The sequence below is a fragment of the Paraburkholderia sp. EG287B genome, assembly GCF_040965595.1.
Taxonomy (GTDB): domain Bacteria; phylum Pseudomonadota; class Gammaproteobacteria; order Burkholderiales; family Burkholderiaceae; genus Paraburkholderia.
Genome location: NZ_JBFRCG010000009.1, coordinates 1 through 24419 on the forward strand (window position 1 = coordinate 1; position 24419 = coordinate 24419).

Here is a 24419-nt window from a genome sequence, read left to right on the forward strand (position 1 = left end):
ATCAGGTCGCCACCGCATCAAGCGCCCACACTTATCGGCTGTAAATTTTTAAAGATCGATCGCGAAAGCGCCGTTAAAACATCGAACTACCCGGCGTTTTCTGCGTTGCTGCGTCAGCAGCAGAGAAACGAGATTATGAAGAATCCTTTTCGCTTCGTCAACCCCTTTTTTTCGCTCACCGCTTGAAAAAGCTGCCGACTCCTGCGTCCGCCGGTTTCCGCGGCGGCCCTCGCTGCCCTGACGTCTGAGACATCGAACTGCGAAGGGGGCGAATCTTAGCGCCCCGATCGCGAGTCCGCAAGCCCTTTTCCATCGTCTCAATTGAAAAGAGGCGCAACGCGCCTCTTTTCAATGAGCGGCATTCGCGCTCATGACTTCGGATCGTCCGTCGTCGGCGGGTCGAACAGCGCCTTGCACGGCGGCGATAGCTCATCGTAGTGCTGCTTCATGCACGCCTCGATCTTTTTCTTGTTCGGAATCGCTCTCGCGCAGAAGCGGAACGCATCGCCGCGGCAGGCATGTTCCTGCTCGTTGCGCGATTCGCCGCTGGTCGCCATCGCGAAGCTCAGACCAGCCAGCAATGCGCCCGCTTTCATCATGCGATCGAACGGCTCCCTCATGGCGTTCTCCTCGTGATGCGTAGTCCGACGCGACCCTGCAAGGGCTATTCCCGGCACGCCGCTTGCAGCGCTGCCCTCACCTGCCACGATGAGGCGCTGCTCTCACGCAGCGGAACGCCATGAACCCACCGATCACCCGGATCCTCGCGCTTTGCTCGGCGATTGTCATACCAGGCATCCCCCTGGCCGCGCATGCGGACGACAGCGCAAGCCCCTGCGCAGCGTTGAAGCGCATCGTCGCGGCGGCGCCGCAGGGTTTCGCGTCATTGAGTCCTGACGACGGACGCGCCGTCGCGCAACCCTATGGCGATGACGCGCAGTGCGAAACGAGCGGCGGGAGTTTTCAGTGCGTCTGGAGCGCGCGCGACGCAGGATCGGGGACGAACGCGCTCGAAGGGGTAGGCGCCGACATTGCCTCGTGCCTGCCCGACGCAACGCACGACGTGAACTCGCCCGGCCGCCAGCACTTCTATCTGGGGCAGCGCGGCAGCCGCACCGAGATCACCGCGCAGACCGATGGCTCGACGCGCGTGAAGCTGATCGTTTCGCGTCAATAGGCACGCCATCAGCCAAGCGCGTTCGCAACCGCGCAGCTCGAGACCGCTAAGAGCCCGCGGCCGCACGCCGCCGCGTCGCGCCCGCCGAAGCCCGCGTGGCGCCATGCCGGCGGCCGGTGAGGACAGTCTGCACGATTACCGCAGCGAGCAGGAATGCGCCGCTCGCCAGGTTCTGATAGTACGGGCTCAGCGTGCCGACCTGATTGATCACATTGTCGATGACACCGAGCAGCAGCACGCCGGCCAACGGTCCGGCCATCGTTCCCACGCCGCCCGTGAGCAGCACGCCGCCGATCACGGCCGCGGCAATCGACTGCAGTTCGTAGCCGGTCCCCGCCCCCGACAACCCCGAGTCCAGGTGCGACGCCAGCAGCGCCCCCGAGAGCCCGGCGAGGGCACCCGACAATCCATAGGCGAGTATCTTCACGCGCTCCACGCGCACGCCCAGCATGCGCGCCGCCTCTTCGTTGCCGCCGATCGCGAAGATCGCCGCGCCAAAGCGCGTGTGATTGAGCAGCGCGCCGCCGAGCGCATAGACGACCACCAGCACCCAGATGAGATTGTTGACGCCAAACACCGAGCCATTGGCGATACGCGCGAAGAACCCTGGATTGGCGATCAGCAGATCCTGGCTCGCGAGCACGAGCGCGAGCCCCTTGAGCCCGAGCAGCGCCGCGAGCGTGACGATGAACGGCGCCATGCGCGCACGGGCGATCAGCACGCCGTTCACCAGACCGACGACGAAACCCGCCGCCACGGGCGCGAGCATCGCGGCGCCCCATCCGTAGGGCGCGGCATAGGCGGCCAGCACGGTGCCGAGTCCGACCATCGACCCGACCGAGAGATCGAAGCCGCCCAGGATGATGACGATGCTCTGCCCCACGGCGACGAGCCCGAGAAACGCGCCGTTCGAGGCGATGTCCGCGAGGTTCGCGGGGCGCAGGAAGTCGGGAAACACCATCCCGGCCACGAGCGCGACGACCACGAGCATCGCGATCGCCCCGCGCGACTGCACGAGTGCGATCACCTGCGCGCGCCGACTGGCACCGGGCGCGGCGGCGGTTTGAGCGTCCACTGGTTGGGCCTTTTGCATCGCGTCAGCCCCCCGAGCGTTGCAGATACAGCGCGACGACGATGAACACCGCCTTGAGAATCTGCGCGTAGGTAAAGCTGATGTTGTTCATGATGAAGCTCGCGTCGAGCACCTGTAGCAGCAGCACGCCGAACACCGCACCGACAATCGAGATGCGCCCGCCCGAAAGCGGCGTGCCCCCGATGACCGAGGCGGCAATCGCATCGAGTTCGAAGTTCACACCGACATAGTTGGGATCCGCCGCGCCAAGCCGCGACGACGCGAACACGCCGGCGAGTCCGGCAAGCGTGCCGCTCACTGCATAGACCAGAAAGAGCGTGCGCCGCACCGGAATGCCCGCGAGAAACGCGGCGCCGCGGCTCGCGCCCACGAGAATCGCATAGCGCCCGAAGGTCGTGCGCCGCACCACGAACGCCACCAGCACCGCGAGCCCGAGCGCGATCAGCATGACGATGGGCAGCGGGCCGAGCGCGCCGGCGCCGAGCAGATCGAACGCGGGCGTGTCGGGAAGATTCACGCGCGAGCCGCCCAGTAGCGCCTGCGCGAGCCCGCGCGCGGCGACCAGCAAGGCGAGGCTCGAGATCAGCGGATCGATGGCGAGCAGCGCCACGAGGAACCCGTTGCACAAGCCGGCGACGGCGCCCACCGCGACTGCGCCCACGAGCGCCGGGCCCACGCCATACGGCAGGAACACGGCAATCGACGCGCTGGCGAGCGCCATCACCGATCCTACGGAGAGATCGATGCCGCGCGTCGCGATCGCGAGATTCTGGCCCAGCGCGATCAACACGATCGGCGCCGCCTCGAACAGCAGGCTGCGCGCCGCGAAGGGATTCGAGAAGCCGGGCGTGACGGCGAGGTTGAACGCTACGAGCGCGGCGAGCGCGAAGTACACGCTGTGCTCGCGCAGCACGGTACGCCAGGTCTGCGCACGCGCCGCCGCGCCGGACGCGGGCGAGACGGAACGGTTCGAGGAATTCGAAGGATTCGAGGGGCTCAAGCTTGCCTCGTTCGATTCAAGGTTGGTCGCCATCGGAACGGTTGTCGTGGATTGTGGCGGGTTTGGCGCGGGGGTGCTCACGCGGTGCCGCCGCCGTGGTCGGCGCTGTCGCCGGATCCGGCACCGGCCAGCACGGCGAGCACGTCGTCGGGATGCGCGCCGGCGGTCGGGATGCCACCCTCGGTCGCGCCTTCGTTGAGCACGACGAGGCGGTCGGTCAGTGCAAGCAGCTCTTCCATCTCCGAGGATGTGACCACCACCGCGAGCCCTTCCTGCGCAAGCTCCTGCACGACGCGATGCACCTCCTCCTTCGCGCCGACGTCGATGCCGCGCGTGGGATCGTCGAGCAGCAGCACCGTCGGGCGTGTCGAAAGGCAGCGCGCGATCAGCGCCTTTTGCTGATTGCCGCCCGAAAGCGTCGTGATGAGTGCGCCGGGGCCCGCCGTCTTGATGCCAAGCCGCTCGATCGACTCCCGCACCACTTGCGCTTCCTTCGCACGCGAGATTAAGCCGAAGCGCGAAATGCGCGGCAGCAGGCTCGCGACGATGTTCTCGCGCACCGAGAGACGCGGAAAGATGCCTTCCGCTCGGCGGTCTTCGGACAGGAAGGCGAGGCCGCGTCCGATCGAGCGCGCCGGGTTTGCATGCACGAGCGCGCGGCCCGCGATATCGACCGCGCCGCCATCGGCCTTCTGCGCGCCGAAGATCGTCTTGAATGTTTCCGTGCGGCCGGAACCGAGCAGGCCAGCCAGGCCGACGATCTCCTTGCGGGCCACGCGCAGCGACACGTCGCGCACGCGGTTGCCCCACTGCAAATGGTCGACGGCGAGCGCAGGCGTGCCGTCGGCGTCCGCATCGGCGCTGCCCGAGCGTTCGGCCCACGCGTGCTCGCCCGCGCTCTCGCGGCCCAGCATGGCCGCGATCAATGCCGCGCGCGGCAGTTCTGCGGGCGTACCCGTGCGGACCACTGCGCCGTCGCGCATCACCGTGAAGCGATCGCACAGCCGGTAGCATTCGGAAAGCCGGTGGCTCACGAACAGCAGCGCGATGCCCTCGGCACGCAGGCGATCGACGACTTCGAATAGCACGTCCACTTCCGCGCCGCTCAGGGCCGAAGTCGGCTCGTCGAGGATCAGCACGCGCGCGCCCAGCGAAACGCCGCGCGCGATCGCCACCATCTGCTGCGCACCGAGCCCGAGCGAACCCAGACGCGCGGCCGGATCGACCGCGAGCCGGTAGCGCTGCACGATGTCGGCGGCGCGCTCGAGCATGCGCTTCCGGTCGATCAGGATGCCGAAGCGTTTCGGCTCATGGCACAGAAAGATGTTGTCGGCGACGCTGCGCTCCGGGATCAGGTTGATCTCCTGATACACGGCGCACACGCCCGCGCCCTGCGCCGCGCGCGGACTGTCGAACGCGACGTCCGCGCCGTCGAGCGTGAGCGCGCCCGAGTCGGGCTGATGAAAGCCGGTGAGGACCTTGATCAGCGTGGACTTGCCCGCGCCGTTCTCGCCCACGAGGCCGTGCACCTCGCCCGCGCGCAGCGTGAGCGAGACGTCGCGCAGCGCGCGCACCACGCCGAAGGTCTTCGACACGCCGAGCGTTTCGAGCACGGCGCGCGGCGCGGCCGTGGCGGAACCGGGGCGACCGGTGCGATCGGCGGGAGCGCTCGTCGTCATCGTGCGGACGCGGCTCAGTAGACCTTGCCCTGCGCGAGCGACGGCTGCGCGTTGTTCCGGTCGAACAGCGCGTCGTCCATGATCTGCTTTTGCGGCACCGGCTTGCCCGCGAGATAGTCTTCCAGCGACTTGAAGGCGAGCGGACCGAAGCGCGGGTTGGTTTCGACGTCGGCGGCGACGATGCCGTTCGAGATATCCGTGACGATCTCCTTCGTGCCGTCGATCGAAACGATCTTCACGCCGTTGAGCTTGCCGGCCTGGCGCAGCGCCTTGATCGCGCCGACCGTCATCGTGTCGGCGTGGGTGTAGACGGCGTTGACGTCCGGGTGCGCGAGCAGGATCTGCTCCATCACCTTCTGCGCTTCGGTCGTCGACCAGTTCGCGGTTTGCGCCGCGATGATCTTCATGCCGGGATAGGGCTTGAGGCCGTTCGCAAAGCCGTCCGTGCGCTGGCTTTCCACCGTGTTGCCGTAGCCGCCCTGGATCTCGGCGATGATCGCGTGGCCGCCCGTGGCGTCGGCCAGCGCCTTCGCCGCGCGCTCGCCCTGCTGGTAGAAGTCGGAGCCGAGGAACGTGATGAAGTCGTCGCACACCGTACCCGCCGTCTGCCGGTCGATCGTCACGACGGGAATGCCCTTCGCGCGGGCCTGGGCGAGCGCGGGCTGCAGGCCCGTGGAGTCGTTGGGCGCAATGATGAGCGCCTCGGCGCCCTGGTTGATCATGCTTTCGATGTCGGCGACCTGCTTGGCCTGGTTGGCGTTCGCGTTCGTGTAGAGCAGGCGCTTCACGCCCGCTTCCTTCGCCGCTGCGCGAACGGAGGCGGTTTCGGTCGCCCGGAACGGGTTCTGTTCATTCTCCGACTGCGAGAAGCCCACCACCATGTCGCTCAGCTTCTTGCCGCCCGGCTTGGCATTCGTGCAGCTCTCGCTGGAATTCGACTGGACTTTCTGCGCGCCGGCAGTGGACTGCGCGTGAGCGCTCGCGGCGAACGCGCTCGCGAAGCAAAACCCGGCGGCGATGAGGGCGGACTGGATTCGTTGATGACGCATGGCTGTCTCCTGTCGACCGCTCGTTGCGCTTGAGCGCCGGGTGCGGTCCCATGCAAAGCTGTGAATGACACGAACGGCGCAGGCCTGCGGCCCCACCGCGGCTTTTATTTGTCTTTCTTGTTTCATCGGCACCGCGCACGACGCTCGACGCCGAATTATTACGGTCACTGCTTCAGCTAATATTACCAGTCAATTTTCGGAGATATTAATGAGGGTATTCACGGGGGAGGCGGGGTCTGGCGCGCACACCGAGGTCCGTTCGATGAGCGGTCCGTCGAGCTTGACGGTTCGGTGGCGCACGGGCGCGCCGGCGCTGCGGTTCTGCTCTTCCTGCAGCAGCGTCTCGACGGCCCAGCGCCCAAGCTCGTAGTTGGGCAGCACGACGGTGGTGAGCGGCGGATGGGTGTGGCGCGCGATTTCCTGGTCGTCGTAGCCCATCACCGAAACGTCTTCGGGCACGCGCAGCCCGAGTTGTTTGAGCGCTTCGATCGCGCCGATCGCCGTCAGATCGTTGGCGCAGAAGATCGCGGTGGGCGGATTCGGCTCGCGCATGAGCGAGAGCGTGAGTTCGAAACCCTTGCCCGAACTCCAGTCGCCATCACGCACGAGGCGCTCGTCGAACAGCAGGTCCGCGGTCGCGAGTGCCTGGCGATAGCCCTTCAGGCGGTCTTTCGCGGCGTCCTGCCACGTTTCGCCGTTGATGAACCCGATGCGCCGGTGCCCCGCTTCGATCAGATATTCGGTGGCCGTATGGCCGCCCGCCACTTCGGCCGGCACGACCGAAGAGAGCGCGTGATCGGACGCGTAGCAGTTGAGCAGCACAGCCGGCACCTTCAGCAGCGCGGGCGGCACCGTGACCTTGCGCGTATACACGGTCGCGTAGATCACGCCGAGCACGTTCGGCATGGCGAGCGTCTGCAGCACCTGCTGCTCCATCTGCGCGTTGCCGTGCGTCGAGAACACCGCGAGCAGACAGCCGTTGTTCCAGGCGGCGTCGCGCGCGCCGTCGATGCTCACGACCGGGTGCGGACTCGTCGAGACTTCGTCGGCGAGATAGACGATGAGATTGCGCTCGCCCGCCGGCGCGGGCGTCTGCACCGCGCGGATCGGCAACTGGTAGCCAAGCGACTGCGCGACTTCGTGCACCTTCAGGCGCGTCGCTTCGGAAAGCTTGGCGCCGACCGCGCCGTTGAGCACGAGAGAAACCGTCGATTGCGACACGCCTGCGGCCTTCGCGATGTCGGTCATGGTCGGGCGGCGTTGCGTCGATTTTTTCATCGGATCCGAGGGGACTGCGGGAGGGCTGCGCGGCGCGGCGGCGCGCGCTCGGGGCCGCGCTGTTGGCCCGAAGCGTAGCACTAATAATTTGGGCCATCAATTGGCGTATGTCACCATTTTTTGGCGTCATCCTCAGCGATTTCAGCGCCTATATTATCGTTTATTAGTAATAAAGCGACGCATTGGAGAACGCTCATTTGACTGCCCGACCCACACCCTCGCCGCCCCCGGAGATCGCTTTCGACGCCGCCGCGCTCGACGACGGCCAGCTCGTCACGCTGGCCCATGGCGATGCGCGCGCGCTCGTCGCGCCGCACGTCGGCGGCTCGATCGCTGCGTTCTACGACGCAGCCGGCAAGACCCCGGCGTCACACTGGCTGCGCCCCGCCACGCGCGCCGCCATCGACGCGCGCGATCCGCTCGGCATGGCGAGCTTTCCGCTGATGCCGTACTGCAACCGCATCCGCGACGGGCGATTCCGCTTCGAAGGGGAGATGATCGACTTGCCGAGCGGCACCGGCGCGCTGCGCCACGCGCTGCATGGCCACGCATGGCGGCGCCCCTGGACGGTCGAGGCGCAAACGGCCGACACGCTCACGCTGCACTTCCTGCACGAGCCGAACGAGCCACATCAGGCGCACGGATCCCACGGATCGCGCAAGGCCGATTCACACACCGGCACAGGCTGGCCGTTTCGCTACGAGGCGCGCCAGCACCTCACGCTCGACGCCAGCGGCCTCACGGTGCGCCTGTGGGCGCGCAACCTCGCCGCGCGACCCATGCCGTTCGGCCTGGGCCATCACCCGTACTATCCGCGCCCGCCCGGCACTCGCATCGCCGCACGCGTGCGCGCCATGTGGGAGATCGACACGGAAGTCCTGCCCGTCTCGCTCAGCGCCCACCCGGCCGTCGACGCCCTGCAGGCCGGCCTGATCGTCGACGACTTCGATCTCGACAACAACTTCTCCGGCTGGCGCCGCGAAGCGGTCATCGAGTGGCCGCACGAAGGCCGTCGCCTCGCGCTGCGCGCGAGCACGCCGCTCGACTTCTTCGTGGTCTTCTGCCCGCCGGGCCTGCCCTACTTCTGCGCGGAACCCGTCAGCAACACGACGGACTGGCTCAATCTGCGTCACGAAGGCACCGTGCAGCGCATCGACGTGGGCGGCACCGTGCTCGCGCCCGGCGAAACGCTCGAAGCCCAGCTTGCCTGGCAACCCGAGCGGACCTGAAGCGGCCCGTCGCTTACATGCCCGTGCCGCTTTGCCCGCCTGAGCGCACGCCCGCCAACGGCGCGCCGTAGCCACCCGCCTCGGCGTTGTTCGGGTGGCCGTTCGCGAGTTGCCCGCGCGGATCGGTGGGACCGACCGGCATCTCGCCGGCCTGGCGATTGCCATGGGTCGGGTATTCGCTGCCGGGCTGGGCGCCCGGCATGAGCGCGAGGCTATTTTGCGGCGTACGCAGGTCGTCATTCGGCGCGAGCTGGGCAAAAACCTGGCTGGGCGCACCTGCCAGCATCGCGCTTGCCATGAGGCACGGCATGGCCGCGTGGGCGAAGAAAGGCTTCATCTGGCACTCCTTGTCGCGCAACGCGACACGCTGCAGCACGCGCGTGCTCGCCGTGCTGCATTCAGGCTAGCAGACGGCCGCCTGCCACGCCCGATGATGATCTCCAGCAAACGCCGCGCTGCGGTTACTATTCCGGGTTGTAAGGCAAACCAGAAAAAGCAGCTCGCCACGGCGGGCCGACACAACGACAACCTCAGTCGACAGGAGACAAAACCATGGACCAGCCGCGTGCCGTCGACGTCCAGAGCTTCATCAACGAACATCCGTTTTCGCCGTTCCAGTGGTTCATTTTCGCGATGTGCTTCGTGATCGTCCTGCTCGACGGTTTCGACACCGCCGCGATCGGCTTCATCGCGCCTTCGCTGCTCGGCGAATGGGGCATCCCCAAGCCCGCGCTCGCGCCCGTGCTGAGTGCGGCGCTCTTCGGCCTCGCTTGCGGCGCACTCGCGTCCGGACCGCTCTCCGACCGCCTCGGGCGCCGCTCCCTGCTGGTCGGCTCGGTGCTGCTGTTCGGCGTGACCTGCCTCGTTTCGGCGTTCTCCACCAGCATCGGCGAGCTCACGTGGCTGCGCTTCATTACGGGCGTGGGTCTCGGCGCCGCCATGCCGAACGCGGTCACGATGATGGGCGAGTTCTGCCCCGACCGGAACCGCGCCACCGTGATCAATCTGATGTTCTGCGGCTTTCCGCTCGGCGCGGCCTGCGGCGGCTTTCTCGCGGCGTGGATGATTCCGCACTTCGGCTGGCGCAGCGTGCTCATGCTCGGCGGGGTGACGCCGCTCGTGCTCGCCGTGCCGCTCTTCCTGCGCATGCCGGAATCGGTGCGCTACATGGTGGCGAACCAGCGGCCCGTCGAGCGGATTCGCGCCGCGCTTGCCCGCATCTCGCCCGACGCCGCCAAGGCGCAGGCGTTCACGATGACGGAGCACGCCCCGCAGACGCAAGGCAAGGGTCTCGGCGTCGTGCTTTCGCCGATGTACCTCGTCGGCTCGGTGATGCTGTGGGTCGCGTATTTCATGGGGCTCGTGATTTTCTACGCGTCGATCAACTGGATGCCGCTCCTGCTCAAGGACTCCGGCCTCACGGCTTCGAGCGCCACGCTGATTTCGGCGCTCTTCCCGCTCGGCGGCGTGGGCGCGGTACTGAGCGGCATGCTCATGGACCGCTTCAACGCGAACCGCATCATCGCCGCGTGCTACGTGCTCACCGCGCTTTCGGTGTGGCTCATCGGCCAGGCGGCGGGCAACGTGGCCCTGCTCGTGCTCGTGGTGTTCGTGGCCGGCGTGCTGATGAACACAGCGCAATCGTCGATGCCCGCGCTCGCCGCCGCGTTCTATCCTACCCAGGGGCGCGGCACCGGCGTGGCCTGGATGCTCGGCATCGGGCGCTTCGGCGGCATTGCGGGTTCGTTCCTCGTCGCCGAACTCGCGCGCCGGCACTTCACGTTTGCAGGCATCTTCGCGACGGTCGCCGTCGCCGGTCTGATTGCCGGCGCGGCACTGCTCATCAAGCAGGCCGCGCGGCCGCAGGCGAGCGGATCGCCGGCGGCAAAGACGGAGTCGTTCGGGCACTGAGGCCCGCGGGCATGTCGAGGATTGCGCCGTGCCGCAGGCTACGGGCCGACGCAATCCACGGAGCGATCAGCCGCCGAGCGCGCCGAGATTGAGCGTGTGCGAATGGCCGATCCACACGGCGGCGTCGCGATGATCGCGCAGGGCATCGGTGGTGTTCGGATGCACGAACACGTCGAGTGCGCCGTGATTGAGCGTGAGCCATTCGACGACCGTCGTGAAATGCTCGCGCGCAATGGCGAGCTGATACGACCACATCGGATGCGGCCCGACCGGGCGCTCGTGAAAGCGCCCGATCTGCACGATCTCGCCGAAGCGGGCATCGATCGCCTCGCGCAAGGTCCATGCGGCGTCGCGCGTCGCCGCGTCGAAATAGACGTGGGCGTGCCAGCTCGTGATATCGGCGGGATCGAGGTAGTTCATGGTGGAAGCAGGCATGCGGTGAGGGTTCGAGCCGACATTGTCCATCGAATGCCCGCACCGCGCAGGCGAATGCACCACGCCAGGTTTCAGTGCGCGCCGTTCGAATACGTGTCGCCTACCATCAGCCGCACGATTTCGTCGCCGTCGGTGTCGACCACGCGCCGCTCGCCCGCCACTTCGCCGCGCCGCAGCACGACGATGCGCTCCGCCACGGCGAAAATATCGTGCAGGTTGTGCGAGATGAGAATCACGGCCACGCCCTGCGCCTTGAGCCCGCGGATCAACTCCATCACCTTGCGTTGCTCGGGCACACCGAGCGCCGCGGTGGGCTCGTCCATGATGAGCACGCGCGCGTTCCAGTAAATCGCGCGGCCTATCGCAATGGCCTGGCGCTGGCCGCCCGAGAGCATTTTCACGGGGCCCGTGAGTTTTCGCGGTGGAATCACGATATCGAGCCGCTCGAGCACTTCGCGCGCCACCCGCGCCATCTGCGGCCGGTCGATCACCTGGAAGCCTAACAGCCGTCGCACGGGCTCGCGGCCGAGGAAGATGTTGCTGCCCACGTCGAGATTGTCGGCGAGGGCGAGATCCTGATAGATCGTTTCGATGCCCTGCGAGCGCGCATCCTGCGGATCGCGCAGCTGGAGCGGACGGCCTTCGAAATGCAGATCGCCCGCATCGGCGCGATACACGCCCGAGAGGATCTTGATGAGCGTGGACTTGCCCGCGCCGTTGTCGCCCGCGAGCGCCAGCACTTCGCCAGGCATCAGCCGCAACGACACGCGCTTGAGCGCCTCCACGCCGCCAAAGCGGATCGAGACGTCGCGCGCCTCCAGAATCGGCGTGCCGCTCGCGCCGCTCATTGCGCGCCTCCGAGCCGATCCTTGTACTGGTCGATCAGCACCGAAAGAATGATGACGATGCCGACCACGATGAATTGCCAGAACGCGTTGACGTCGATGAACACGAGCCCGAATTCGATCACGGCGATGATGAGCGCGCCGATCAGCGTGCCGATGACATTGCCGGTGCCGCCAAAGAGACTCGCGCCGCCGATCACGACCGCCGCGATCGAATCGAGCAGCATGGGTTCGCCCGCGTTGGCCGCGCCGGCGGCGAAGCGCGCCGTGTAAACGATGCCGCCCACGGCCGCGAACGCCGCCGCAATCAGATAGATCGCGAACAGATGACGGCGCACGTTGATGCCCGCGCGCACCGCCGACTGCGGATTGCCGCCTATCGCATAGGTGTACTGGCCGAAGCGTGTTTGCGAGAGCACGAAGTGCATGACGACGAGCAGCACCGCCGTGAGGATCACGGGCGTCCAGCCGCCACCGAGCCATGCGAGCCCGGGATTGTTGACGGAGACGGTCATGCCGCTGCCTGCAGCGAGAAAGCCCACGCCGCGCGCGACGCCGTACATGCCGAGCGTACCGATGAAAGCGGGCACACCGAGGCGCGCGATCAACACGCCGTTCACGAAGCCTGGAATCAGGCATACGAGCACCGTGAGCGGAATCGACAGCAGCAGGATCCACGGCGATGCGCCGCCGGGAATCGTGAACTGCGCGACGCACACCGCCGCGAGCCCCATCACGAAACCCACCGAAAGATCGATGCCTGCGGTGATGATCACGAAGGTCTGACCGATGGCCAGCAACAGCGGCGCGCTCGCCGCAAGCCCGATCGACTGCAGGTTGTACGCGTTGAACACGAATGACCGATGCGCCGAGATGCGCGCCCACGCCTCGAAGAAAACGAGCAGCGTGCCGAGAAAGAGCCACGGCCAGACCTTGCTGACGAGCGCGAGCCTGTCGAGTCGTTTGTCGTTCATGTGGCTCTGTGCGCGTGGCTTAGTTCGAATAGATGTACTGCTTCATCTCCGGCTTGTCGATGTTCGACTTGTCCAGCACCACGAAGCCCGTGCCCTTGTAGGTGGGAATCTTCTTGCCGTGGATGGCGTCGGCGGCGAACTTCACGGCGTCATAGCCCATCTCGTCGGGAAGCTGCGCAATGGCGATGTCGACGAGACCGCTTCTGATCTGCTCGTCGATGCCCGGCACGGCGTCGAACACGACGACCTTCACCACGCCCTGCTTGCCCGCGTTCTTCACGCCTTGCGCCGCGCCTGCGCCCGAAAACGTGTTGGCGCCGAAGACGCCCGCGAGGTCGGGATTGCGCGCGAGCACCGCCGCCACGTGCGAGGCGGCGCGATTGGCGTCGTCCTCGTTGTACTGGGTCTCCAGCACCTTGATGTTGGGGTGCTTCTTCATCTCTTCCATGAAACCTTGCGCGCGTGCGTCGGTGCTGGAAATGCCCGGCTTGTTGTTCTCGCAATAGACAGTGCCCTTGTCGCCGATCGCCTTCGCGAGCGCGCGCGCCGCCACGTGGCCGCCTTCCAGGTTGTCCGAAGCGACATAGGAGAGCGGGAAGTCGGCGTCGCCCTTGCCGGTTTGATAATGGCCGTCGCCGATATAGGTGTCGACGGTGATGACCTTGATGCCGGCGTCGGCGGCTTCCTTGAGCGGGCCGATGAGCTGCTGCTTGTCGACGGGCGAAACGAGCAGCACGTCGGGATGCTTGGCGATGAACGCCTTGAGGATCGGCACCTGTTCCGTGGTGTTCCAGGCCTTCGGAACCTGGAACAGCAACTGGATGTTTTCTTCCTTCGCCGCGCGCTCGGCGCCGCGATGCATCGTGAAGTAGAAGGGATCGGTGACGCCGGGCAGCAGCGCGACGACGGGATGCGCCGCGTCCGCGTGCGCCACGCCGGGCAGCGCGCCGGCGACGATCGTGGAAAGAGCCATCAGACAGCCAAGAGCGATGCGCAACATGTTTGTCTTCCTCCAGGTGAATCCGACGCACGGCGCCCATTCTTCCCGAGGCGACCACGCCCGGCAGCAGTGGCTCAGTATACTGACGCGCACTGCTGCGGGGCCTGGTGTTTTCCTGCACTCTTACTGCGCTTTATGCGCTTCAGATGCAGGCGTCCCGATTGGTGGGACGACTGACTATTTTCATTGCAGGAACAACCGGTACGCCGGATTGCTCGTCTCTTCCCAGTGCGGATAGCCGAGCGTGGCGAGAAAGCGGCGGAACTCGGCGTCTTCGGCGGCGGGCACCTGGATGCCCACCAGAATCGAGCTGTAGTCGGCGCCCTGATTGCGGTAGTGGAAGAGGCTGATGTTCCAGTTCGGCGCCATCGACGAGAGAAAGCGCATGAGCGCGCCCGGCCGTTCCGGAAACTCGAAGCGGAACAGACGTTCGTCGTGCGCGAGCGGCGAGCGACCGCCCACCATGTAGCGGATGTGCTGCTTCGACAGCTCGTCGCCCGTGAGATCGACGCTCGGAAAGCCGTGATCGACGAAGGTCTTCGCGATCTGCTGCGACTCGCCGCGGTTGCGGATCTGCACGCCCACGAAGATGTGCGCGCGCTCGGCGTCGTCGATGCGGTAGTTGAACTCGGTCACGCTGCGAGTGCCGACCAGTTCGCAGAAGCGCTTGAAGCTGCCGCGCTCCTCGGGGATCGTCACGGCGAACACCGCTTCGCGCGCCTCGCCCACCTCGGCACGTTCGGCCACGAAGCGCATGCGGTCGAAGTTCATGTTCGCGCCCGAGGTGATCGCCACCAGCGTCTGGCCTTCAATGCCCTCGCGCTCCGCGTACTGCTTCGCGCCCGCCACGGCCAGTGCGCCTGCGGGTTCGAGCACGCTGCGCGTGTCCTGGAAGACGTCCTTGATCGCGGCGCAAAGCGCGTCCGTATCGACCGTGAGCACTTCGTCGAGATACTGCTGGCAAAGGCGGAAGGTTTCCTCGCCCACCAGTTTGACGGCCGTGCCGTCCGAGAACAGGCCGACTTCGGTGAGCTCCACGCGCCTGCCGGCCTGGATCGACTGCGCCATTGCGCAGGAATCGTCGGTCTGCACGCCGATCACCTTGATCTCGGGGCGCACGGCCTTCACGTAGGCCGCCACACCCGCAGCCAGCCCGCCGCCGCCGATCGGCACGAAGATCGCGTGAATCGGGGCCTGATGCTGGCTCAGCACCTCCATCGCCACGGTGCCCTGGCCGGCGATCACGTGGGGATCGTCGAACGGATGCACGAAGGTCAGGCCGCGTTCTTCCTGCAGGCGCACGGCGTGGGCGTAGGCGTCGCTGTACGACTCGCCGGCCTGCACGACCTCGACGGTCGCGCCGCCGTGGGCGCGCACCGCATCGACCTTCACCTGCGGCGTGGTCACCGGCACGCAGATCACGGCCTTCACGCCGAGCTTCGCCGCCGACAGCGCCACGCCCTGCGCGTGATTGCCCGCCGAGGCGGTGATCACGCCGCGCTCGAGCTGCGCGGGCGAGAGGTGCGCCATCTTGTTGTAGGCGCCGCGCAGCTTGAAGGAGAACACCGGCTGGTTGTCCTCGCGCTTGAGGAACACGGCGTTGCGCAGGCGCGCCGAGAGGTTCGGGGCGCGTTCGAGTTCGGTCTCGCGGGCGGCGTCGTACACACGCGCTGTGAGAATCTTGCGGAGATAGTCGTTTTCGTCGCGACGAGACTGAGCGGAATCAGTGGCTGCGGCGACTTCGGTGGCTTCGTTTGCTTCGGCGGTGGGGTGGCTTTGACGCACCTGCATGACGGCTCCTGTACTCACTTTCGTTTTGGCCAGGAGGCGGAAACAAAAAACCCGCCTCTTGGGGCGGGTTGTTGTCACTGCTGCCAGACGTACGCTAACCCACCATTCGTTGAATGGTGCTAATAATCAGCGCAATCGTGAAAAGGCGGCAGTTCATCTCATCAAGCATGACCTGGGGGGCGGGCGTTGTCAATCGCTCACAATCTTGTGGATTGTAATGAACTACAAATTACGTCTTGTTTGCTACGTTTTTCGCCTGGCGCGGATATCGCCACGACGGAAAATCCAAAAAGCGCAATTTAAGCCTGTCTCAGCTAACATGTTTCGTGAAACATTCTAGAAAACTCTGTCTAACCCTTTGATTTTAAATCAGTATGCCTGATTCCGCATTTTTTCTCTTCTGTTTCACGGATTCGACCCCGGTGGTGGCTCGCGTACGGCTCACCTCACCGCTACAACGAAAAAGGGCGTCTGACGATGCCCTCCCCTGCTGCCGTTAGCCGATGGTCGCGATGCTCAGGTCGTCGTCCCGGTTGTATCCATTTCCGAAGCCCATTGCTCGATGACCGCCTTCACGCGCTCGGCCAGGCGTTGCTGATCGGAAGGCGCGATGCCCTTCAGGCTCAACTCCGCGCGCCCGTCGCCGAACAGCTTCAGTTCGCCGAGCGCGACGCCGTCCGGTCGGTTGAACTGGACGCGGGACTGGTAGTGCGTACGGCGCGGCCCGACGCTGCGCGCGCCCGCTTCAGCCGAAGCCGCCGCCTCGAGCTTGCGCACGCTCGCCTTCCCTTCGATCACCTGCTGAAGCCAATGCTCGGCGACCGTTGCGCCCGCACGGTCGAAGATCAGCTTGATGTTGTAGGCGTGTCCGAGTCCGACGTCCTTGCGATTCTGCGCCATTCTCTGCAGCAGATAAGGCGGCAGCGACGTGAGCGCAATCACCTTGCTGATGTGCTTCGGATCTTCGCCTACGGCCACTCCCAACTCGATCTGGTCGACGTAGACACGATCGTCGAGCAGTTTCTTCCACGCGAGCGCATCGTCGAATACCGTCTGCTCCTCGCGCTCCTTGTTGGCGTGATAGGCGCGCAGGTACAGGTTCTGGTTGTCGAGACCCTCGCGGACATCGGCGTCGATGAACTTGTCGCCGCGCGAACGCGCAGCGCGAATACGCCGCTCGCCGTCGACGATCACATATTGGCCGGGAAACGCTGCGAGTCTCGTGACCAGGATCGGCGTGATCTGCCCTTGCGTGGCAAAGCTTTCGGCCAGCTCGTCGATCGTCTCCGCGCTATAGAACGCGCGCGGATTGTAGGGATTGGAGACGACATCTTCGACCGAAATCTTTCGGACCGCATGCAGCGAAAGCGGTGCCTCGATGACTTCGGCAGGCTGGTCGGCCGGGGTGTCCGCGACGTTCGGTGCGCCCGCGTCGCGCTGCGCGATATTGACGACATCGGCTTCGGCGAGACGCTCGCCAGCCGAAACGCGCTCGGCAGCCATGCCTGCGCGGACCTTGCTGGTGAAATTCAGCTTAGCGGCCATCGACCATCTCCTCTTCTTCATCCTGAACCAGCGCGATGATCTCGTTGTAGACGGCGCTGATCTCGTCCTTCGCGACTTTCGTCCCGCGCACGCCGCGCACATCGAAGACGGTGCGGCCGAGCGCTGCCGTCTGGCGATAGAGCTCTCGCTGTTTGATGGTTGCCGAAAATACGCGGACGTTGCTCTCGGCAAGGATGGCGCTCATCTGCGTGTGCAGGAGCGTCTTTGAATTAGATTTATTCAGCAAAATTGCGAATTTTCCGGCCGGGTTGGCCACGCGGGTTCGCTCGACCAACTCCATCATCCCTTCGCTACTCCAGATGTCGATCGGCGATGCATCCGTCGGAATGACAGTGGCGTCGGCGACGGCAAGAACGCGCGCGGTAGTCAGATCGTTGATATTGGGCGGGCAGTCGACGATGACGACGTCGTAGTCGTTCGCCAACGCGGCGATCTCCGGCCCAATCATCTTCTCCAGCTTGTGAATGCTGCCGACGCGGAACGGCAGAGGCGTTTCGGGACCTGCCGCCGCACACCAACTCATGCAAGATTGCTGACCATCGGCATCGGCGACATAGACCTTATAGCCTTCAGCCTGAAATGCCCCAGCCAGATTCATGCTGGTGGTGGTTTTGCCAACCCCACCTTTTTGGTTCGCTACGGCTATCACGAGACCCATTCGTTTCTCCATGCAATTGTTCAACAGCGGACGAGCCTCCGAGGCGCACTCTCCACGTGGAGACTCCAGCAAGTCATTCGAGAGTCTAATGGCAACTTAAAGTAAATTCTAGGATTTCCGCCTCAGACGTTGTCAGTTCACAACCAATTGGCCGAACGGATAAGGATTGGACGCACCGGAGAAGGTTGGCGAGCGGGCGGATTGACTGGATTGCGATATTTCAACGACGGTGGAAGCCGATCTCCACGTGGAGATCGCAGACTGCTGCCATCGAGGATACGGAGCCCGCGTGCTCGTAGATCAATTAGACACGGCATCTTTGCATAGCCGTGTAATGCGCTTGTGACGGTGGGGGGAGTGGAAAAGTTTGAGTTGGAACGAAGCACTGGAGCGGCATTTCCCGGCGGAGGGGCATTGAGCAAATCTCCACGTGGAGAGTCATCGGCTTGACCTCGATTTGCCCCTCGCTGTGAGTGCGCTGTGGATGAGCCAGAAACGATCCAGCCTGTACGGATATCCAGCGAATCTCCACGTGGAGATTCATCAATCGCCATTCGAGAAAAATACTAGCGCGTGAGTAACTTGTATCAAGGATGGCCGGCTGGGTTGTGACAGCAAGCGAATACTGTCCACTACGAATGCGTCTGCGAACCTGTACATTCTGGATTGTTTAAAGCAGCGACTCTCCACGTGGAGATCAACGCGAACAGCACCAAGTAACCAAGCGGCATCAGCAGCCTCTGCGAGCCGAGACGAATCACGAATATCACTCCGCGGCACTCAAGCAGTCGAAGCAGGCCCACCACGAAGAAATCCAGCCTGTCTAACAAGCAGAAGAATCGGAATGCATATTTAGCTACGATTTCTACGTCGTTATATTTAGCCAAATTTCATTGCTCGCGGCCCGTGTGTCCTCACAGCGAATCGCACAAAAAAAACGGCGGCCGAAGCCGCCGTCCCGTTTCTTCGATCGCTTTCACTCGTCCCGGGCTTTCAACGCCAGATCGATTTCCGCAGCCTGCAGGCCTTCGCCCCCAGCGGGCGCCTGTTGTCCGCTCAACAGGAATTCGAGCAGATCGGCAGCAGTCGGTTGGCCCCAGGTGTCCAGCACCACCCAACGGAAGAAGTTCGTCGACGCCATCTTGCTCGGCACCTTCGCCGTCGACACCTTGAGCTTGTCCATGCCGACCGTCTCGTTGTAGCGCTTGATCAGCGCAGTCTGATCGTCGTACTCGAGTTCGTTGAAGTAGGCGCGCGCCTCATTGATCTTCGCGGCGATATAGCGGTCCTTCACCTGATCCTGACTTTCTCGCGCGCGGCCAGCGTCGGCGGCGGGCGAGGCGGCATTCGCACCGGGCAACTCGTAGCCCTCGGTCAGCGCCTTGCGGAAATACGCCGCCACGTTGGCGAGCGGCGCCGCGTTTTTCTGCGCCACCCGCGCCGCGGTATAAGCCACCGCTGTGCGAATCTTGTCCTCGCCGTATTGCTTGAGCAGGCGCCGCGCCTCGGAAACCGGGATGCTGAACTTCGACATCTCGCCGATCAGCAGCGTTTCGTTTGCCCGCAGTTCCTGGGACGGATCGGTCTCCGGCTTGCGGGTCACGCGGAACTGCAGGGCGACGACCGAGCGTCCCACCTTGTGCTCGATGAGCTCGAAATTGTGATCCGATATCTCGTTGACTTCCTTGATGCAGGGCACCAGTACACGGCTCTTGAACTGCTTGTAGAGCTTGTACGATTGCGCCGAAGTATCCTGCCCGAGGATCAGGTCGCGCAGCGTCGCGAGCGGAAAGCGCGCCGTCACACCCACGGCCTCGTAGCGAACGACGTTCTCCCACAGCGCGAGCGAATGCGCCTTCCTGAACTGACGCGTGATGCGCATATCGATCATCGCGTAGATTTCAGGATTGAGCAGCTCGCCGCGAATCTGCTCGGAGAAGGTGTAGCGCAATACCGATCGCTCGAGTTCGGCGCCGGCGAGCAAACCGGAGGCCTTCCAGATGCTGCGTTTGTCCTGCGTGAGGTAGTCCCAGTTGACGACCGTGCTGATGAGCGAGTTGATCGTTTCCTTGACGTACTCGGTGTTGTTACTGTTCAGATCGACGTCCTGGGAGAGGGCGGAGATCGTGATCTCGAACGACGAGCGGCCGCGGTCGAGGGAATCCTGGCGAATGGCGTTCTTGATCAGCGAGCTGAACATCTTGCGCTGCTGCAGGCTGATCGATCCGGACTTCGGTGCGATATGAATCGCCGGAACGGCCTTGCGGAACAGATCAGGCGGCTGGCCTTGCTGGAATACGAGTGCACCTTGTTTGTCGGCGTCGCCGGCTTCGGCCTTTTTTCTTGCCATATGAACCACGATAAAAGGGAACCTGGTCGGTTGGTAACTGTATACCAAGCGACCAGGTGACTCAAGGCCGCAAACGCAATCGTGACGCGGCACGACACCCACGGGCGAAGAGCATTGACAGGCGGCGATTCTGTGCCTCGATAGCTACCGGGAACCCGTCCTGGGCACCCAGAACAGCCCCCCGCACATGAACCCATAACTGGTGACCTTTGCATCGCCGCGCCCTGAAAACCATCCCATAGACAGTGACCTTTAGGTCAAATGTGAGTACTCACTCTGTGAATGTAGGCTCCACAGGTACCCGTCCATGGGATTTTCGCGTTGCTATCCAGGTTGTCGCCCGAAGCGGGTCAGCCAAGCCTCAACCCGCTCATGACGCCCATAAATGGCGACCTGAACCGGCTCCCACAAACGGCTACCCATACGGAGGCAAAAGTCGGCGCCGGAGGTCTGGGAATCAGCGCTTGCTCCCATACCAAGTGACCTATACCGGATCCCATAGACTGTTACCTGGCTCCAGCGAGTTTCTCCGCGTGCAAGGATTCATGCGGGAGAGCCAATTCGGCGCTCGATTGCACCGGGATTCCTCTCCCGACAGGCCACCATATCCGGTTACCCAAGGAAATTCCCAAAAACGGTTACCTGAGCTGAGGCAAGGAGACCTCTTGAACGCAGTCGGGAAGGGCACCTCATCCCATAAGCGGCGACCTTCACCGACTCCCATAAACCGTGACCTGAAGGCAAAACCGCTCCTTTTCCCATAGCGGGCGACCTTCCCCCCATATCCACAACCCGTAAACCCCATGCCCGGCTACCGAAGTCCCATATCCACAGCCCGGAACTCCCATACCCGGGACCGCAAATCCCATAATGCGCCACCAAATCGGCCGCAAAGCCTTGCCTGGTAACGGTTTGCGGCGCCTAAAGGTTTACTAAAGTTGTTAAAGCGTAAAAGGTAAACGCTGAAACACGCGTTCGATGAGAAAGACGTCTCCCAAAACCGGGGACCTTAACGCATGTGAGTGGTCACCAACCTCCGTAACCCCATTCCTGGTTACCTAGCCCGTCTACCAACGCTTTGCGGGCACCATAGACCACTACCTAAGCCCCCTCTTCTTGAGAATCGACTTTTAGATATTGGATCAAGCCATTGAATCATCGAGAAAAATCCCTGAATGGTCTCCGCCTATGGTGCCGTTCCTGGATCAAAGGTAACTGCCTATGGGAGCAACCGAATGACTACGAAGCCAGTGGATCTCCACCATAAGGCGCTCTACGGCCTCGGACACCCGCTCGATCCAGGTCGCGGGGGCGAGCGACCTGGAAAAGGGCACTCGTTGACCAATGTGGACGAACCGTTCCTCCCATTTCCGGTTACCCAACTCAGGTCACCAGATATGGGAGCCCCCGAAGGTCCACCTGGGCGCGACCCGCCGCGGGCACGAAAAGGCGCGCGCAAACCGGACAAGGTGCACTGCACAAAATCCATCGGTGACCTACGGCCCGCCGAGCGCTTCCTGATCTCAGTCCGAATTCGCGGGAAAGGTCACCGCGGCCGCGCTGTGCTGCGGCAGGCAATCGCTGCGGTACAGATCGGCGAGACTCTGCTGGGCGGCTTCGATATCGGCGGGATAGGTGTTGTCGTCCGAGTTCGGTTCGTAACCTACCGCCTCGAGTTCACCGAGTTCCCGTATCAGATCCGCATGCGTGACCTCATGGGCCGGTTTGACGAACGGGTAGCTGTGGCATTCCTGTTGCGTGAGATGCGGCGCGGCGACCGCGCTCACGCTCAACGCTCCCACAAACGGCACCCATACGAACTTCAGCCATGACTTCATGATGCATCCTCCTTTTGATGAACCCGCAACGAAATGACAAAGCGCGAACGCGCGAAAAAGCGGATTCGAGGATAAGGAGGTGCCGACGCTGGATCCGGCTCAGCCGGATGACAGAAGGTTCATCTGCCCCACGCGCGCGTGGCGCGAGAACTCGCGTACGCACGAATTGACAAATTGACAGGTCCGCGTCACATGCCAGTAAGAAGATGACGCGCTCTTCATTGCCGTGATGCCGTTGTGTCGGGGGCCCGCCTCTATGATGGCCAGGCACGAGCGCATCCGCGTTCGTGGGTTCGCCAGTGAGTCGTCGAGCCGGCCATTCATTGCCATCGGGGGTAGCCATGTCAGTCTGCGAGAAAGCACCGCGCGCACGCGTGCCGGCCTTGCCCGACTCGGGGCTCCGCATGCGAGGCGCGCGATGAACCTGCCCGCCTGGGTGGCGCTCGGGCGTGGCCTGTTCCTTCCGGCGTCGTCGCGGGCGGCGCCGGACGTGCGGGACATGGGCAGCGACCACTGGCAGACGACCACGTTCCGCTGGTTCACCGCTTACGCAGCGATCTTCTCGCTCGCATTCATGGCGCTGCTCGGCGTGATCGAATACTCGGTGACGCGCGCGATGATGCGCGAGACCGACAGCGGCCTGCGCTGGCAACTGCGCTACTTCGATTCGCGCAGCGACGCGAGCCTCGCCGACGCCATCGACGCGCGCCTCGCACGCCCCGACCGGCGCGACAACTTCTACGGCCTGTTCGCGCCGGACGGGCGCTGGCTCGCCGGCGATATCCGCACGATACCCACGGGTCTTGCGCTCGGACACTACGGCCAGTCGCACGAGCACACGCGCGGCCAGACCTTCGCGCTCGATCCCGGCTCCGCGCGATCGTCCCTGCGCGTCATGGGCGAGATTCGACCCGATGGCGCGCGCCTCGTCGTCGCGCGCACGCTCTCCGACGTGCGCCACGTTCATGACGAACTGATGAAGGCGTCGATCGGCGGCGGTCTCCTGTGTCTCACCGGCAGCCTGTGCGCCGGACTCGTGCTGAGCATGCGGCAGATCCGGCGCGTCGCCCAGATCAAGCGCGCCACGAGACGCATCGCGAACGGCGACCTCGCGATGCGGCTGCCGGTCGTCGGGCGCGACGAACTCGACATGCTCGCGCATCTCGTGAACCGCATGCTCGACGAAGTCGAGCGCCTGATGGGCGAGGTGAAGAGCGCCTGCGACGGCATTGCCCACGATCTGCGCACACCGCTCACGCGCTTGCGCCTGCGCCTCTCACACGCCGCCGAAGCGATGGAGCAGCGCGGCGAGGCGGTGCTCGCTGGCGTGCTGGTTGGTGCGCGAGGGGAGGCCGATGCCGTGCTCGGTCGTTTCTCTGCACTCCTGCGCATTTTGGAGATCGGCGCGATCGATCGCCGCCGCGGTTTTGCGAGCGTGGCCCTGGCCGATCTCGTGCGCGAGCTATGCGAACTCTATGCCCCGCTTGCCGAGTAAATAGGCATCGACATGCACGCCGCCAGCGCGCCGCTCGAACCCATTCACGCCGACCGCGCGCTGCTCTTCGAAGGGCTGAGCAATCTGCTCGACAACGCCATCAAGTTCGCGCCGCGCGGCGGCGCGGTGCAGGTCGAGTTGCGCGCGGGCTCGCGCGGACCGCAGCTCGCCATCGCCGACAACGGACCCGGCATCGCGCCCGGCGAACGCGCCGCGGTGCTGGGGCGCTTCTATCGCAGCGAGCGCACCCGCCACCTTCCGGGCACCGGCCTCGGGCTCGGCATCGTCTCGGCGATTGTGCGGCTGCACGACTTTCGCCTTGCCATCGGCGCGGCGAATCCGGGGACGATCGTCACGCTCGACTGCTGGACGCATCAAGCGCGCCACGGCCACGCGGGCCTGAACAGCGTCGAGGTTGCCGATAACGTCGAGTACGCCGTCTATCTCGCGTCGCAGGAGCCGTTCGATACGGCGTTCCTCTGCGCTGCCGCGTCCGAGGCGCACGATGGCATCGCCAGCGCGCTTGAGGCCTTCACGCGTTTGCCCGACGCGCCGGCGATCGTCGTTGCGCTCACGCGCGCGACGCCCGCGGACTGCGCGCGCCTGCTGCGCGCGGGCGCCGATGCGTGCTTCGTGCAGCCCTGGTCCATTATCGAAATTCAGGAGCGCATGCTCGCGCTACGCCGCGGCGCGCTCGTTCACGCGAGCGCGCCGCTCGTGCGCCTCGACCCGTCCACGCGCGACCTCGTGGAGGGCATCTTGCGCGTGCCGCTCACCACGCGCGAGTATCTGCTCGTCGAATGCCTGTTGCGCCATGCGGGCGCGCCCGTCGCGCGCGAACAGCTGATCCGCTATGCGTGGCCCGACAAAGCCGACGTCGAGCCGTCGAGCGTGAACCTCGTCGTGTCGCGTCTGCGGCGCAAACTCGCGTCGCACCGCGCGCATGCGAACGTGGAGACGGTAAGCCGCTACGGCTATCAGTTCGATCTGCACGTGCGGGATCCAATCGTCGGCGTAATCGATACGTAAGCACCCAGGTACCGCGCGCGCG

General features: G+C 64.6%; 22 protein-coding genes. 6 read left to right on the top strand and 16 right to left on the bottom strand.

Annotated features, from left to right (window positions below):
• A partial coding sequence (locus AB4Y40_RS17140; protein ID WP_368688737.1) for a hypothetical protein occupies positions 1-186 on the top strand: 186 nt, incomplete at its 5' end.
• 182 nt (positions 187-368) lie between these two features.
• On the opposite strand, the gene AB4Y40_RS17145 is transcribed toward AB4Y40_RS17140, so the two are convergent.
• Positions 369-599 (bottom strand): hypothetical protein, encoded by a 231-nt coding sequence (locus AB4Y40_RS17145; RefSeq protein WP_368689067.1) that lies wholly within the window; start codon positions 597-599, stop codon positions 369-371.
• A gap of 140 nt (positions 600-739) precedes the next feature.
• Here AB4Y40_RS17145 and AB4Y40_RS17150 point away from each other — a divergent pair, with 140 nt between their 5' ends.
• Positions 740-1177 carry a hypothetical protein gene (locus AB4Y40_RS17150; RefSeq protein ID WP_368688738.1) on the top strand — a complete coding sequence of 146 codons (438 nt, stop codon included), beginning with the start codon at positions 740-742 and terminating at the stop codon, positions 1175-1177.
• 46 nt (positions 1178-1223) lie between these two features.
• On the opposite strand, the gene AB4Y40_RS17155 is transcribed toward AB4Y40_RS17150, so the two are convergent.
• The 5 genes from AB4Y40_RS17155 to AB4Y40_RS17175 form a co-directional block, all read right to left on the bottom strand.
• Positions 1224-2252 carry an ABC transporter permease gene (locus tag AB4Y40_RS17155; protein ID WP_368688739.1) on the bottom strand — a complete coding sequence of 343 codons (1029 nt, stop codon included), beginning with the start codon at positions 2250-2252 and terminating at the stop codon, positions 1224-1226.
• A gap of 22 nt (positions 2253-2274) precedes the next feature.
• On the bottom strand, positions 2275-3303 hold the full coding sequence (locus AB4Y40_RS17160; protein ID WP_368688740.1) for an ABC transporter permease: 1029 nt from the start codon (positions 3301-3303) through the stop codon (positions 2275-2277).
• Positions 3304-3347: 44 nt separating this feature from the next.
• Positions 3348-4949 (bottom strand): sugar ABC transporter ATP-binding protein, encoded by a 1602-nt coding sequence (locus tag AB4Y40_RS17165; RefSeq protein WP_368688741.1) that lies wholly within the window; start codon positions 4947-4949, stop codon positions 3348-3350.
• 14 nt (positions 4950-4963) lie between these two features.
• Positions 4964-5998 carry an ABC transporter substrate-binding protein gene (locus AB4Y40_RS17170; RefSeq protein ID WP_368688742.1) on the bottom strand — a complete coding sequence of 345 codons (1035 nt, stop codon included), beginning with the start codon at positions 5996-5998 and terminating at the stop codon, positions 4964-4966.
• A 189-nt stretch (positions 5999-6187) separates the two neighbouring features.
• A complete protein-coding gene (locus AB4Y40_RS17175) occupies positions 6188-7276 on the bottom strand; it encodes a LacI family DNA-binding transcriptional regulator (RefSeq protein WP_266233769.1) in 1089 nt (362 codons plus the stop codon).
• A gap of 197 nt (positions 7277-7473) precedes the next feature.
• Between AB4Y40_RS17175 and AB4Y40_RS17180 the strand changes: the two genes are divergently transcribed.
• Positions 7474-8505, top strand: a complete 1032-nt coding sequence (locus tag AB4Y40_RS17180; protein ID WP_368688743.1) for an aldose 1-epimerase — start codon at positions 7474-7476, stop codon at positions 8503-8505.
• Positions 8506-8518: 13 nt separating this feature from the next.
• Here AB4Y40_RS17180 and AB4Y40_RS17185 read toward each other — a convergent pair whose 3' ends face one another.
• Positions 8519-8803, bottom strand: coding sequence for a hypothetical protein (locus AB4Y40_RS17185; RefSeq protein WP_368689068.1), 285 nt, complete (start codon positions 8801-8803; stop codon positions 8519-8521).
• Positions 8804-9057: 254 nt separating this feature from the next.
• On the opposite strand from AB4Y40_RS17185, the gene AB4Y40_RS17190 reads away from it, so the two are divergent.
• Positions 9058-10416: an MFS transporter gene (locus AB4Y40_RS17190; protein WP_368688744.1), complete on the top strand. Its 1359-nt coding sequence runs from the start codon at positions 9058-9060 to the stop codon at positions 10414-10416.
• A gap of 66 nt (positions 10417-10482) precedes the next feature.
• On the opposite strand, the gene AB4Y40_RS17195 is transcribed toward AB4Y40_RS17190, so the two are convergent.
• From AB4Y40_RS17195 to AB4Y40_RS17235, 9 genes are all read right to left on the bottom strand, one after another.
• Entirely contained in the window at positions 10483-10836 is a 354-nt protein-coding gene (locus tag AB4Y40_RS17195; RefSeq protein WP_368689069.1) for a DOPA 4,5-dioxygenase family protein, read from the bottom strand.
• 86 nt (positions 10837-10922) lie between these two features.
• Complete coding sequence (locus tag AB4Y40_RS17200) at positions 10923-11699, bottom strand: ATP-binding cassette domain-containing protein (protein ID WP_368688745.1); 777 nt, start codon at positions 11697-11699, stop codon at positions 10923-10925.
• Positions 11696-12670, bottom strand: a complete 975-nt coding sequence (locus tag AB4Y40_RS17205; RefSeq protein WP_368688746.1) for a ribose ABC transporter — start codon at positions 12668-12670, stop codon at positions 11696-11698. Before AB4Y40_RS17205 ends, AB4Y40_RS17200 begins: the two co-directional genes overlap by 4 nt.
• 19 nt (positions 12671-12689) lie before the next feature.
• Complete coding sequence (locus AB4Y40_RS17210; RefSeq protein ID WP_205965728.1) at positions 12690-13670, bottom strand: ABC transporter substrate-binding protein; 981 nt, start codon at positions 13668-13670, stop codon at positions 12690-12692.
• A gap of 183 nt (positions 13671-13853) precedes the next feature.
• Positions 13854-15461, bottom strand: coding sequence for a threonine ammonia-lyase, biosynthetic (gene ilvA / locus AB4Y40_RS17215; RefSeq protein ID WP_368688747.1), 1608 nt, complete (start codon positions 15459-15461; stop codon positions 13854-13856).
• Between the two features lie 516 nt (positions 15462-15977).
• On the bottom strand, positions 15978-17006 hold the full coding sequence (locus tag AB4Y40_RS17220) for a ParB/RepB/Spo0J family partition protein (protein WP_368688748.1): 1029 nt from the start codon (positions 17004-17006) through the stop codon (positions 15978-15980).
• The gene (parA, locus tag AB4Y40_RS17225) at positions 16996-17685 is read right to left on the bottom strand and encodes a ParA family partition ATPase (RefSeq protein WP_342924965.1); all 690 of its coding nucleotides are present in this window, start codon (positions 17683-17685) and stop codon (positions 16996-16998) included. The genes AB4Y40_RS17220 and parA overlap by 11 nt, the downstream gene beginning before the upstream one ends.
• 976 nt (positions 17686-18661) lie before the next feature.
• Positions 18662-20035: a replication initiation protein gene (locus AB4Y40_RS17230; RefSeq protein WP_368688749.1), complete on the bottom strand. Its 1374-nt coding sequence runs from the start codon at positions 20033-20035 to the stop codon at positions 18662-18664.
• A 1523-nt stretch (positions 20036-21558) separates the two neighbouring features.
• The gene (locus tag AB4Y40_RS17235; RefSeq protein ID WP_368688750.1) at positions 21559-21873 is read right to left on the bottom strand and encodes a DUF4148 domain-containing protein; all 315 of its coding nucleotides are present in this window, start codon (positions 21871-21873) and stop codon (positions 21559-21561) included.
• A 418-nt stretch (positions 21874-22291) separates the two neighbouring features.
• Between AB4Y40_RS17235 and AB4Y40_RS17240 the strand changes: the two genes are divergently transcribed.
• Both AB4Y40_RS17240 and AB4Y40_RS17245 read left to right on the top strand, forming a co-directional pair.
• Positions 22292-23368 (top strand): HAMP domain-containing protein, encoded by a 1077-nt coding sequence (locus AB4Y40_RS17240; protein WP_368688751.1) that lies wholly within the window; start codon positions 22292-22294, stop codon positions 23366-23368.
• A 12-nt stretch (positions 23369-23380) separates the two neighbouring features.
• Entirely contained in the window at positions 23381-24397 is a 1017-nt protein-coding gene (locus tag AB4Y40_RS17245) for an ATP-binding protein (RefSeq protein ID WP_368688752.1), read from the top strand.
• The last annotated feature ends 22 nt before the right edge of the window (positions 24398-24419 follow it).